Here is a 13,325-nt window from a genome sequence, read left to right on the forward strand (position 1 = left end):
GTAGCCCATATCCGGTTCACTAAGGGGCAGGGACACCTTATCCCCGTTATCGTAGGCGAACTGAATGGTGATAACCTGGGCCTTCCGCATGGCCTCAAAGGATTTTTCCGGAAATTCCACAAAGAGCTTGTTGGTATTTTTTAAAGTGGTTTTATCATTGTAAAAGGCAAAGGAATAGCTGGGGGGCGTCTGGCGTACCACCGCCTCCATGGTGAATATTTCATCATCGCATATCATGGTAATGGCCGGCAGCAGACTGGCACTGGAATAGCGGTAATCCTGGAGGGTGAGGGTGGCGGAATTTACCTTACCGTTTATATCTACTCCGGTCTGAAAATCTATATCACAATAGCCGGACAGATTATCGGCGGGGCGATGGTCAAAAACATAGGTAAAGCCCCAACCAAAGCCGCCCAATAAAATCAGAAAAATACCGAAGAGCATGAAAAATTTACTAGGTGATTTAGACATCGACAGTTAATCCTTTCTGGGTGTGGTTCCATACATGCGGTTAAGGGGATTTTCTTTAAAGAGATTACCCTGTTCAATATACCGGTGGACCATTTTTTCCGATTTGTGCCTGGTCTGGCGCATAATGGACAATGCATCCAGGTCGTGCTGGGCCGCACTGGTGGCAAAGCCCCGGCGCAGGCTGTGGCCGGCAAAATCATCCGGATTCATTCCCAGCATTCCCATGTATTTTTTGACGATGGTGGCCACCGCTTTATCGGACAGCTGGGTGCTGCGGGGTTCCAGATTGCGTTTAAAGCCCCGGAACAGGGGGCCATCCTTTATGTTGGCGGCTTCAATCCAGTCCTGAACGGCAGTTACCGCACAGGTATGGGGGTCCGGAGCATAGGGAATGGCGATTTGGCTGCCATGGCCCAGCTGGTCTCCCTTGGATTGGGGAATAAAGATAACCATTCCCTGGGGGGAAAAGGTAATATCCTTTATCTGAACAGCCACCAGCTCCGAGCGGCGAAAGGCTCCGGCAAAGCCCAGGAACAGCAGGGCCTTGTCCCGCAGGGATACCAAATCCCCGGCGTCAAACAAGTCAGCCAGCAGGGACATGGTTTCCATGAGGATAGGTGCCTTGCCGTGTTGAAAGGTGCCCTTTTCCCGGCGGATGGCCTGCATGGCATTGCGTACCATGCCATCCTTGGCGGGGTTGTTGTCATGGAAGCCGGCGGCAATGTGATTTTCTGATATGGCGGTAATGCGCCGGGACACCGTATTGGCATGGGCGTGATCTGCCAGGTCGTTGATATAATTCACTATGGTTTCCGGGGTGCAGGGCAGCGGCGATACCTCATGGACCTCGCACCAGTAAGTGAAGTCATTCCAATCTGCCGAATAGGATTTCAGGGTATTATCCGCCTTGGCTTTTTTCATTCGGCGCTTGCTTTTGGCACTGAGCATCACATTTTGATTAATATTGTCATTTTTGTACAGTAGAAAATCATCGCGTATATTCATAATTATTCACCACCCCTTATTGTATACAAGAAAATCCCGTAAATCAATAGCGGGGCCATTATAGAGGGAGGATTTATGGGGAAGAATTTTCCACCGGGGGAAGAAAAATTTGAACAATTGGGGTATAATGTATAAGTTAAAAAGAGATATTCGCGGAAAGGATATAGATAATATGATGCGGGAAAATCCAATTGGGATTATGGATTCGGGCATGGGAGGAATCAGCGTTCTGCGGGAGATTACCCGGCTGCTGCCCCATGAAGATTATATTTTTTACGGAGATTCAAAAAATGCTCCCTACGGCAGCCGCACTACAGAGGAAATATATGAGCTGACTGCCCATGTGGTGGAGGATATGCTGGACAGGGGGGTAAAGGCAGTGGTTATTGCCTGCAATACAGCCAGCAGTGCCGCCGGAAAACGCCTTAGGGAAAAATATCCCCAGCTGCCGATTATTGCCATAGAGCCGGCCCTGAAGCCGGCAGTTATTAATTGTCCCGGAGGCAGGGTGCTGGTGCTGGCCACCGAGGCTACCCTGCGGGAGACAAAATTTGCCACCCTTATGGAGGCCTGGAAGGACAGGGCGGAAATCATTAAAATGCCTCTCCCCGGTCTGCCTGAGTTTGTGGAGCGGGGCGAGCTGGATTCCCCGGAGCTGAGAAAATTTCTTATGGGGCATTTTAATAAGCTGGAGGGCAAAAGGGTGGACGGAGTGGTGTTGGGCTGTACCCATTATCCCTTTGTCCGTCGGGTGATCAGTGAGCTGTTCAATAACGAGGTAAAAATCTTTGATGGGGCGGCGGGGACGGCCCGACAGCTCAGAAGGCGGCTGTACGCCCGAAACCTGCTTAATCCCTCTTCGGAGCCGGGCCACATTACCTGGCTGAACAGCAGCGATGACCCGGGTATGCTGGAATTGTCGAAAAAGCTTTATGATATAAGGCTTGATTAAAAAAATAAGGCTGATGCATTACGCATCGGCCTTTTTTAAAATTACAGCAGTAATCCAAGGATTAAACCGGCTATTCCGCTGCCAAAGAGCAGGGTGATGACGCTTACCTTTTTTTTGACGGCAATCATGGCCAGGAGCAGGATGATTATGCCCTTTATATCAAAGTCGGCAAAATCCGTTGGCATGGTTTCAGTGTTCCATAGGGAGAGCCAGATAAAGCTGAGGCCCGCCGTGCAAATCAAGGCCACAACCGCCGGGCGAAGGCCGTTCAGGGTACCCTTTATAGCGCTGAGCTCCCCATATTTTTTCATAAGATAGGTAATGAGGAGGCATAAAATAAGGGATGGTGTAATAAAGCCCAGGGTGGCCACAATGGCTCCCGGGGTGCCGGCAATTTTCGTTCCCACGAAGGTGGCGGCATTTATGCCGATGGGGCCCGGCGTCATCTGGGAAATGGTGAAAATATCAATGAATTCAGTCAAGGAAAGCCAATGATAATCATCTACCACCGCCGCCTGAATCCAGGGCAGGGAGGCATAGCCCCCTCCCACGCAGAACAGGCCGATTTTACAGAATTCCCAATACAGTAAAAGTAATATGTTCATTTCAGGGTCTCCTTGTTAATTGTATTTTGGATCTCTGAGCAGCATAAGACCGATAATGGCATCCACCAGAACGCAGTACATCGGATTAACCTTGAAGCACAGGGAGGCCACAAAGGTGCCCAGGGCGATTAAGATGGGCAGCAATAGCTTCTTTTTAAAGAGCTTGTATACCAGGTTGAGCCCTACATCAATAATAACGGCTGTGGCCCCGCACTGCATGCCCTTTAACAGCATTTGCACATAATGGTTATGGGCGAACAGGTCGTAGAAAAAGGCGATGATGGTAATGGTAATCAGGGGAGGAAGAATGGTGGCCAGGATGGTTACCAGGGTTCCCAGGAGGCCGGACATCTTATAGCCCAGCATAATGGAGGCATTCACCGCCATTATTCCCGGCAGGGATTGGGCAATGGCCGTAATGTCCAGGGTGTCCTTGTCGTTAATCCAGCCGTATTCGTCCACGAATTTCTTCTTCAGCAGTGGAATAATAACCATGCCGCCTCCTACGGTAAAGGCACTGATGAGAAAGGTGGATTTAAACAGCACCCAATAAAAGTGACTGGTGCCGGGCACAATCTTAAGCTTTGCTGCAGCCTCCGCCAGCTGCTGAGGTTCATCCTTCATGTTTTACAAATCTCCTTTACATTTTATGCGTCATAACAGGTAAAATTCGAATATATCAGGATGGAGCTTAACTTCACCTGAATAAGATGCATTTTATCCTACAATTTTAATATAGATAGCAAAAAAACACAATAAAAGAAGCCCCTTGGAGAAAAGGGACTTCTTACGGAGAAGGAATGATAATGGGATTTACATCAAGGCTAATTATCGCAACATACAAATGGAGAGGTTTGCTTGTTACATTAACCTTGATTAACCTGTCACAGGATAGAAAGCTTCTATCCTATGATGTGGTACTATTTTATTGTTTTCAAATTAAATAAGTATGAGATAAAAATTAAAAAAAGATTAAAAATTTAAAAATCAGGAATTAAATGGTACAATACTGAAATGAGTAATTAGTGAAGGGATGATGGTGGATGGATATATTGAAATTATGTTTGGCTGCAGTGCTCCTTTTTTGGCTGATATCTGAGCTGGCTCCAGAGGACATATCTGCTGTAACCAGTATGCTGGGAATTGTCGTGGCGGTCATCGCATTGATGATATACAACAAGCGGCACAACAGCAGCCAGCATCAGGAGGACGCTGATGATAAATAGGTCGACTGGGATAAATTGTCTGACCAAAAAAGATTTAAAAATATCCAGCATGGCCGATTTGGCCACTGGGATAAATTGCCTGACCACAAAAAGCTTTTGACATAATATTTAGCAGAGCGGATTTGGCAAATGATGCAGTGCTGCACCTGATGAGGGCCTGCTGCAGGTAATGAATGGAAGGTTGTGTTAATGAGGCAATGACAGAAAAGGAAATGAACCGGGGATTGAAAAATCGCCATTTACAGCTTATATCCTTAGGTGGGGTAATTGGCAGCGGATATTTCCTGGGTACAGGTTATATTTTGGAAAAGGCCGGACCGGCCGCCATAGTCTCTTATTTGTTGGGGGGAGCCATCGTATTGTGCGTCATGCTGTGCCTGGCCGAATTGGCAGTGGCTGAACCTATAGCAGGCTCCTTTATAACCTATGCCAGAAAGTACATTAATCCCACATGGGCCTGTGGGGTGGGCTGGACCTACTGGATTACATGGGTTTCTTACGTTCCATCGGAAATGATTGCCGCCGGTATTATTATGAATAATTTCGTGCCGGAGGTCAGCCAGCTGTGGTGGGCAATTGTTTTTTGCCTGCTGGTTACGGTGATTAATCTGTTTCAGGTGGACAAATTTGGTGAGAGTGAGTTTTGGCTGGCTATTATAAAGATTTTTGCCCTTATGGCCTTTGCGGTGGTTGGTGTCCTGATAATTTTAGGTATAATCGGCGACCAGGGGTATTTGGGAACCACCCTGCTGTTGGGCAGCGGCGGGTTTGCCCCCAATGGGTATTGGGCCATTATCGTTACCATGACCATTATTTTGGTAAATTTTCAGGGAACGGAAATCATTGGGTTGGCGGCCGGTGAATGTGAGGATCCGGAGCAGAGTATTCCTGTGGCAGTGCGGAATGTGAGCTGGCGGATTATCGCCCTGTATATTATTCCCATTTCCGTGCTGATTTCCATTTTGCCATGGGATAAGGCCAGTCTGGAGGAAAGTGTTTTTGCCGTGGCCCTGTCCTATTATGGCCTTGATAAATTTGCCGCCTTTTTTAGCTTTGTGGTACTGACGGCGGCCCTGTCCTGTACCAATTCCGGTCTTTATGGTACCAGCCGGGCCCTTTATTCCTTATCCAAAATCGGCATGGCCCCAAAGAGCCTGTCCAGGCTCAATAAAAATGGCATGCCCCAGAATTCAGTAATAGTAACCATCGCCACCTGTTGGCTGATAATTTTGCTGTATAGCTTTGATACAAGTGATATGGCCTATACCTATCTGTTGTCCCTGTCAGGCTTTACCGGAGCTGTTGCCTGGATTTCCATATGCTGGAGTCAATACAATTTCCGCAGGCACTGTGAGGCCAGAAATTCGGTGGACAGATTGCGGTATAAGACTCCCTTGTTTCCCTTTGTGACCCAGTTTGGTATATGGACCCAGGTTATATGTATAATTATTGTGGCTTCGGAGCCGGAGCTGCGGGAGACCATTTACCTGGGGCTGATCAGCCTGATAATTCCCATGGCAGTCTATAAAGCCGGCCATTCACACAAAAAGTGGAAGCAATCACTTGAAAAGAGTAATTGGTGAAGCTGGCGGAGCCCTTTTCAGTGCCCATCTGAGAAGGGCCTTTATTGTGTTTTGACATTGAAAAATGTATGTTGCCATGATAAACTAGACAGTGGAATTTTATTTTTATCCGGGGGATGAATATTATGGGTTTTAAATCGAAGAAAATTGCTGCCATTCTTTGTGCAGTGTCGTTATTTGTAACGGGAACTGCATGGGCGGCAGATCCGGCAAATAGCGCGGGGACAGCTCCGGCTGTCAATGTCGCCACCCAACAGGAAACGGCTCCGGCGGCCAATGCTGCCGCCCAACAGAAAACGGCTCCGGCGGCCAATGCTGCCGCCCAACAGGAAACGGCTCCGGCGGTCAATGCTGCAGCTCAACAGGAAACGGCTCCGGCGGCCAATGGGGCCACCTCACAGGGAACGGCTGAGCAGGACCATCATGAGGAGGCATTGATTTCCAAGGTTAATGACGGAACGAAGATTTTGATAAATCTGGCCAGCCGCGGCCTGTATCTGTATGAGCAGGGAGTTAAGTCCAGACTGTATCCCATTGCCTGCGGCAAGGCTTCCACCCCTTCACCGGTAGGTTATTATACGGTGGTGGATATGGAGGTAAATCCAACCTGGGTTGACCCGGCTGACCGCGATAATGTGGTTATTTCCGGGCCGGACAATCCATTGGGGTATCGGTGGATTGGCTTCAACGGGTATTATGGTATACACGGCACCAATAATCCATCCAGCATTGGCTCATATGCTTCCAAGGGCTGTATCCGAATGCGGGAGGCGGATGTGGAGGATTTATTTGAACGGGTGGATGTTGGTACTCCTGTGGAGGTTTATTATAACCGCTGTGTTATGGAAAAGGCTCCTGATGGCATGGTAGTGTATTATATTTATCCGGATGCCTACGATTGTCAGCCCCTTACAGTGGCCCAGGTGAACGCTTGGCTCCATGGCTACGGGGTGGAGTATTTTGAAAGTGATGAGTCCATTCAGGAAAATTTGGATGCCGCCGATGGCCAGCCCAATTATGTTGCCGAGCCTTACAGCTTGATTATTGACGGCAAGAAGCTGGACTGGAAGGCTGTTCAGAAGGATGGTATATATTATTTGCCGGTGTATCAGGTGGCTGAAGCATTGCGTATGCCGATATATGCCAACCAGGAGGCCGGTATGGTGAAAACCGCCTATGGGATGGCTTCGGTCAATGATTTTAAGTCGGTTCTCTACATAAATGCCGATGAGGCTGAGAGCCTGTTTGATATTAGCGGGGGCAAATACTCCAATAATGTAATGGTATATGCGTCAAATCATTTAAGGGAGTCTGCCCCGCCACAGCAGCCGGCCCCACAGCAAACTGTAACGCCACAACAAATGGCCCCACAGCAGACTGTAATGCCACAGCAAACGGCCCCACAGCAAACTGTCCAGTCTAATCAGAATGACCAGGCCAATCAGAATGACCAGGCCAATCAGAATGACCAGGCCAAGCAGGGTGACCAAGCTAAGCAGGGTGACCAAGCCAAGCAGGGTGACCAGACTAAGCAGGCGGACCCGGCCCTAAAGGAAATGGTTCGCAGCCGTACCCCGGCCGGTAGCCGTCTGGCGACTCAGCAGCATGAAGAGCAAGCCGGCTCCGGCAATGCCGCCCAGTCCCAAACAACTAAAAAGACAATGAAGAAAAATAATTAAACTATTCAAATATACCAGACATGTTGAGCCTGTAACTAAATAACTCAAGTAAGAAGGTTTTCAAAAGCAGAGGTATGTTATATCTCTGCTTTCTTGTGCCCGGTCGTGGATGGTGTACGGATGGAGGTATCGGTTTGAAAAATAAATTTTTTATTCTGGATGGAAGCAGCCTTTTATACAGGGCATTTTATGCATTACCTCTTTTGGAGTCAAAATCCGGGGAATTTACCAATGCTATATACGGCTTTTCCAACATGCTGGTGAAGCTTATGACGGAATGGAAGCCTGATTATTTGGTCATCGCCTTTGATGCAGGGAAAAAAACCTTTCGCAATGACATGTTTGCGGAATATAAGGGCACCAGAAAGCCGACGCCGCCGGAATTATTAAGCCAAATTCCCCTTCTCCACGAGCTGGCCCGGGCCTGGGGTATTTCTTTTGTTGAAATGGCCGGCTATGAGGCCGATGATATTATTGGTACCTTGGCCAACAAGGCCCTGGACAATGGCTGTGAGGCCTATGTGGTCACCGGGGATCGGGATGCCCTGCAGCTGGTTAAGCCTGATTTGCAGGTGCTGTTTACCAAGAAGGGGATTTCTGAGCTGACGGTATATGATGTTCCAGCCTTTCAGGCTGAATATGATGGCTTGGACCCCATTCAGCTCATTGATATGAAGGGGCTTATGGGGGACAGCTCCGATAATATTCCCGGGGTTCCGGGGGTGGGGCCAAAGACTGCCATCAAATTGTTGGCGGCCTACGGCACTGTGGAGGAGGTGCTCCTGCATGTGGAGGAAATCGCCGGCAAGAAATTAAAGGAGAATATCCGGGAAAATCAGCAAATGGCGGTTTTGTCCAAGAAATTGGCGGCTATCCGCCTGGATGTGCCGGTGGAATTTGATGGGGAGGCCTTTAAAATCCACACCGATGGCAATGAGCTTATCCGATTTTATACCCGGTATAATATAAAATCTATGCTGAAGGCCATTCAGCCCTTTATTAATAATGCTGAAGGGGTGGAGACGGCCCCCATGGCCGAGCTTCCGGCCTGTACCCTTATCAGTGAGGTCAGCCAGGCCCGACAGCTGGTGCAGGAGTGTCAACAGGCGGGCAAGGTCTGTCTGTCTGCCCTATTCAGCGGCCAGGCACCTGCCATGTCTTTGGCCGGACTGGGAATTGCCGTAAATGACCGGCGCTATTTCATGCATATAGCCCTCGGAGATGATATAATGTCAGCATCCCTGTTTCCAGTGGAGAACACCGATGACAACGAGCTTTGGGAGGCTATAAAGCCATTGCTCAGTGACGGGGCAGTGGAAAAATACCTTCATGGCCTGAAAAATTATTATCATGCCGGCCTGGAGGTAAAAGGCAGGGTGTATGATTTGGAGCTCATGGGGTATCTCCTCAATCCGGCAAGCAGCAAATACGATATGGAGGAGCTGGCAGCTTCCTTTGCACCGTCCCTGACGGCACCGGACCAGAAGGCAGGGGTTCAGGAGCAGGCTTCCTGGCAGGCCCTGGCCATGGAGCGCATCAGCAATGAAATGCTTCAAACCATACATGACAAGGGGCTGGACAAGCTGTATTTTGATATGGAGCTGCCCCTGGTGGAGGTACTGGCGGATATGGAGGGTAATGGTATATACGTCAATCGCCGCAAGCTTCTGGACCAGTCCGTAAGTGTTGGCAGGACAATAGCTGATTTGGAGGCAGAAATCCATGAGCTGGCGGGGCGGGATTTCAATATTAATTCCCCCAAGCAGCTGGGGGAGGTTCTCTTTGAAGGCCTGGGTCTGCCTGTGATTAAAAAGACCAAAACCGGCTATTCCACCAATGCCGAGGTATTAAATCAGCTGCGGGGTGAGCATCCCATTATTGAGAAGATATTGCGCTACCGTCTGTGGAACAAGCTGAAGACCACCTATCTGGATGGCATAAATCAGCTTATAGACGGGGGGACGGCCCGGGTGCATACCACCGTTAATCAGACGGTTACGGCCACAGGCCGCCTCAGCAGCTCGGATCCGAATTTGCAGAATATTCCCGTGCGGACCGAGGAAGGCAAACAGATACGTCAGCTCTTTGAGCCCGGTGAGGGCTATGATTATTTGCTCAGTGCCGATTATTCACAGATTGAGCTGCGGGTATTGGCCCATATGTCCCAGGATGAGAATTTTATTCAGGCCTTTAGCCGTAACGAGGATATTCATGCCAGGACGGCGGCTGAGGTATTCGGTATACCCATAGAGAAGGTTACCCCCAGCCAGCGCCGCAATGCCAAGGCCGTAAATTTTGGTATTGTCTACGGGATGAGTGATTATGGCCTGTCCCAGGATTTGGGGATTACCCGCAAGGAGGCGGCGGGCTATATAGACAGCTATTTTGAAAAATGCAAAGGGGTTAAGGCCTTTATTGATAAGGTGGTGGAGGAGGCCCATGCCAAGGGCTATGTTCAGACGGCCTTTGGCCGGCGTCGCGAGCTGCCGTCCATTAACAGCAGTAATTATACCCAGCGCATGCTGGCGGAGCGTATGGCCATGAATACACCTATTCAGGGAACGGCGGCGGATATTATTAAGCTGGCCATGATTAAGGCCCACACCATGCTTAAGGAGGCCCATCTAAAGAGCAGAATTCTCCTACAGGTCCATGATGAGCTGGTATTGGAGGTAACGGAGCCGGAAATTCCTCAGGTAAAAGCCATTCTGAAGGAGGCCATGGAGCATATTGCAGAATTAAGTGTACCCCTGTCCATAGATATAAATATGGGGAAAAATTGGGCTGAGGCCAAGTAGTAGGAGGATTAGTATATGCCAGAAATGCCGGAGCTTGAAACGATAAAACGCTCATTGGAGCCAAATCTTATCGGGAAGAAAATTAAGCGGATAGAGATTTTGTTGGATCGTCAGATAAAGTGGCCTACTCCCGGTGAATTTATGTATCGCTTGCTGTTTTCCTCCATTGAAAAGCTGGAGCGTCGGGGAAAATACCTTATTATGAAGACCACCAATGATTTTTTCCTGATTTTTCACCTGCGGATGACGGGACAGGTTATTTATTGTCCCAAGGGGGAGAGCCTGCCGGATTATGGCCGGATTATATTTGATTTTTCAGATGGCAGCAAGCTGGTTTACGCAGATAGCCGCACCTTGGGTACCATTTACGTTATGAATGAGAAGGAGCTGCCACAGATAAAGGGGCTGGCGGAATTGGGGCCGGAGCCCTTGTCTGAGGCCTTTACCCTGGCCTATCTGCAGAAAATTCTTGCCGCCAAGCGGGGGAGCATTAAGACCTTTCTGCTGGATCAGTCCAATATCGCCGGATTGGGGAATATATACGTGGATGAAGCCTTGTTTTTGGCCGGCATTCACCCCATGACCTCCCCGGATTCCATTGAGGAGGATCAGGCAGAGGCGCTGTTTGCCGCCATTAATAAGGTAATCGAGGATGGTATAAATGATGGTGGCACCACCTTCCGGGATTACCGGGACGGCAATGGTGAAAAGGGCAGTCATCAGGAGCATCTGTATGCCTATGGGCGTGGGGGCAAGCCCTGCCTTAAATGCGGAACCATTATGAAGAAAATCAAGGTGGGGGGACGGGGTACCGTGTTCTGTCCAGCCTGCCAACAGCTGAAATGATAGCTTAAAATAATTAAGGAAGCTGACAATTATGAAGATTATTGGTTTGACTGGCGGTATTGCCAGCGGCAAAAGTACGGTAACCAAGTATCTCCGCCAACAGGGCTTTACGGTGGTGGACTGTGATAAAATTGCTTGGCAGCTGGCGGAGCCTGACCAACCGATATGGCAGGTGTATTTTTCCCGCTACGGGGGACAGGTAATAAATGCTGACAGAACCCTGAACCGTCAGGCTGTGGCGGATATTGTGTTTAATAACCAAAGGGAATTGGCGGTAATCAATAGCCTGGTTCATCCCCTGATAAAGGAGGAAATGCTCTCCCAGACCGATAAGGCACAAAATAGGGGGGAAAAGGTGATTTTCCTTGATGTGCCATTGCTCTTCGAGGCAGGCTACGATACAATAGCTGATGAAATATGGCTGGTTTATGTAAACCGTGGCACACAGCTGCGGCGGCTGATGGCCCGTAACGGCTTTGGCCGGGAGGAGGCCCTTAGGCGCATTGATGCCCAGATGAGCATAGAAGAAAAGAAACAATTAAGTGATGTTATCATTGACAATAATGGAGACCGAAAGGCGTTGCGCCATCAGCTTGGTGTGCAGCTGAGCAGCATGAGGTGAGGAGGTGGAGAATGGACAGTGAAGACGAACGTTTAAAACGTCGCCGGGAGTATCTACGCCGCAAAAAAGAATTTCAGAGAAGGACCTGGAGCTGTGCTGTAGGTATAATCATCCTGCTCATGTCCTTCGTGGCCTTCTTTGTGATGCAGCAGAAAAGTGTTCAGCAGACCTTTATGTTTCCCTACCATTACCGCAGTATTGTTCAGGTGTGCAGTGCAGAAAATAATGTAAATGAGTTTTTGGTGGCTGCTGTCATAAAATCTGAAAGCAATTTTAAAAATAATGCGGTGTCCACCCCAGGGGCCATTGGCCTTATGCAGCTTATGCCTGATACTGCCCAATGGATTGCTGCGGAGATGAAGGATGGCAGCTATACTGTGGAGCGGCTGGAGGCTCCGGAAATGAACATTTACTACGGGTCATGGTATCTGGCCCGTCTTCTCAGGGATTTCCATGGCAATAAGATATTGGCCCTGGCGGCCTATAACGCCGGTCATGGCAATGTAGAGGAGTGGATGGAGACCTATGGCTGGGATTACAATTTTGATGATATTTCCGCCATTCCCTTTCGGGAAACGGAGATGTATGTAAAAGGCGTTTTACGAAACGAAAAGAAGTATCTGGAATTATATGGAGAAAAGGAGTAGACTCTTTTGGCTCATAATAAACTCAATCTTCAGGGGCAAATTCAGCAGATGAAGTCCCAAAATATTGGCTTTAATATAGTAAAGGAACCAGAGGCCCTGGAATATCTGGCCAAGCATACATATTATTTTCGCCTTAAGCATTATGCCGAGAATTATGAAAAAATTAAAAAAAGTGGTGTGGGCACCCGGTATATTGATTTGGAGTTTGCCTACCTGAAGGAGCTGTCCCTCATTGATTTGTATTATCGGCGGGTTATGTTTAATCTGGTGCAGGATGTGGAGCATTACGCCAAAATACAGCTGTTGAATGCCCTGGCCAAAAATAAAAAGGAAAATGGGTATTCGATTGTTACGGAATATATGGAGAAGCACAAATATCTGGACAGGGAGCTGTCCCGCCATCAGTCAAAATACGCCAAGGGACTTATTGAAAAATATAATGGCAATTTTGCGGTGTGGAATATTATTGAGGTACAGACCTTTTCCCAGTTTATTGACCTGTATGATTTGTATTTTGAAAAATATCAGCAAAAGCATGTGGAAACCAAGTATCTCAATGTGGTGAAGGCCCTGAGAAACAGTATTGCCCATAACAACTGCCTCATGTTCAGCCTGCGTCCCTCGGCTGCCTGCAGTGACACGGAGGATGCGGTACGGATAGCCATGGGGCTGGGCCTGGAGGAAGGGGATTCCCGGGCCATGAATCATGTGACCTTTATTAAGGAGCTGAATATTACCCTGTATGTATATTGGCATATTGTCAGCAGTACAGAGGAAAAGCATTTTCAGCTGGAATTGTTAAACGATTTGGTTAATAAGCGCTTTAACCGGCATATGCATTTTTTTGACAACAATAAGGTGGTTCTGCCGGTTTTAAAATATGCCCAAAAG

Annotated in this window: 13 protein-coding genes; 9 read left to right on the plus strand and 4 right to left on the minus strand. The window is 48.5% G+C overall.

Going from position 1 to position 13,325, the window contains the following annotated elements; genetic code table 11:
• Positions 1-471, minus strand: a 471-nt coding sequence (locus Q0Y54_RS07855) for a hypothetical protein (protein WP_297966044.1), incomplete at its 3' end; no start/stop codon positions are given.
• 6 nt (positions 472-477) lie between these two features.
• Positions 478-1,476, minus strand: coding sequence for a site-specific integrase (locus Q0Y54_RS07860; RefSeq protein WP_297966046.1), 999 nt, complete (start codon positions 1,474-1,476; stop codon positions 478-480).
• A gap of 127 nt (positions 1,477-1,603) precedes the next feature.
• On the opposite strand from Q0Y54_RS07860, the gene murI reads away from it, so the two are divergent.
• The gene (murI, locus tag Q0Y54_RS07865; RefSeq protein ID WP_297966048.1) at positions 1,604-2,428 is read left to right on the plus strand and encodes a glutamate racemase; all 825 of its coding nucleotides are present in this window, start codon (positions 1,604-1,606) and stop codon (positions 2,426-2,428) included.
• A 41-nt stretch (positions 2,429-2,469) separates the two neighbouring features.
• Here the strand turns inward: murI and Q0Y54_RS07870 are convergent, their stop codons facing one another.
• Entirely contained in the window at positions 2,470-3,033 is a 564-nt protein-coding gene (locus Q0Y54_RS07870; RefSeq protein ID WP_297966050.1) for a chromate transporter, read from the minus strand.
• A gap of 15 nt (positions 3,034-3,048) precedes the next feature.
• Positions 3,049-3,657, minus strand: a complete 609-nt coding sequence (locus Q0Y54_RS07875) for a chromate transporter (protein ID WP_297966052.1) — start codon at positions 3,655-3,657, stop codon at positions 3,049-3,051.
• A 419-nt stretch (positions 3,658-4,076) separates the two neighbouring features.
• On the opposite strand from Q0Y54_RS07875, the gene Q0Y54_RS07880 reads away from it, so the two are divergent.
• From Q0Y54_RS07880 to Q0Y54_RS07915, 8 genes are all read left to right on the plus strand, one after another.
• Entirely contained in the window at positions 4,077-4,259 is a 183-nt protein-coding gene (locus tag Q0Y54_RS07880; RefSeq protein WP_297966055.1) for a hypothetical protein, read from the plus strand.
• A gap of 197 nt (positions 4,260-4,456) precedes the next feature.
• Positions 4,457-5,842, plus strand: coding sequence for an amino acid permease (locus tag Q0Y54_RS07885; protein ID WP_297966068.1), 1,386 nt, complete (start codon positions 4,457-4,459; stop codon positions 5,840-5,842).
• 125 nt (positions 5,843-5,967) lie between these two features.
• Positions 5,968-7,521, plus strand: a complete 1,554-nt coding sequence (locus Q0Y54_RS07890) for a L,D-transpeptidase (protein ID WP_297966057.1) — start codon at positions 5,968-5,970, stop codon at positions 7,519-7,521.
• 134 nt (positions 7,522-7,655) lie between these two features.
• Complete coding sequence (gene polA, locus Q0Y54_RS07895) at positions 7,656-10,319, plus strand: DNA polymerase I (RefSeq protein ID WP_297966058.1); 2,664 nt, start codon at positions 7,656-7,658, stop codon at positions 10,317-10,319.
• 15 nt (positions 10,320-10,334) lie between these two features.
• Positions 10,335-11,165 carry a bifunctional DNA-formamidopyrimidine glycosylase/DNA-(apurinic or apyrimidinic site) lyase gene (gene mutM / locus Q0Y54_RS07900; RefSeq protein WP_297966060.1) on the plus strand — a complete coding sequence of 277 codons (831 nt, stop codon included), beginning with the start codon at positions 10,335-10,337 and terminating at the stop codon, positions 11,163-11,165.
• Positions 11,166-11,196: 31 nt separating this feature from the next.
• Entirely contained in the window at positions 11,197-11,787 is a 591-nt protein-coding gene (gene coaE, locus Q0Y54_RS07905) for a dephospho-CoA kinase (protein WP_297966062.1), read from the plus strand.
• Between the two features lie 11 nt (positions 11,788-11,798).
• Positions 11,799-12,434, plus strand: coding sequence for a lytic transglycosylase domain-containing protein (locus Q0Y54_RS07910; protein ID WP_297966064.1), 636 nt, complete (start codon positions 11,799-11,801; stop codon positions 12,432-12,434).
• Between the two features lie 6 nt (positions 12,435-12,440).
• Positions 12,441-13,325, plus strand: an 885-nt coding sequence (locus Q0Y54_RS07915) for an Abi family protein (RefSeq protein WP_297966067.1), incomplete at its 3' end; no start/stop codon positions are given.

Source organism: uncultured Anaerovibrio sp., assembly GCF_947302755.1.
GTDB lineage: Bacteria > Bacillota > Negativicutes > Selenomonadales > Selenomonadaceae > Anaerovibrio.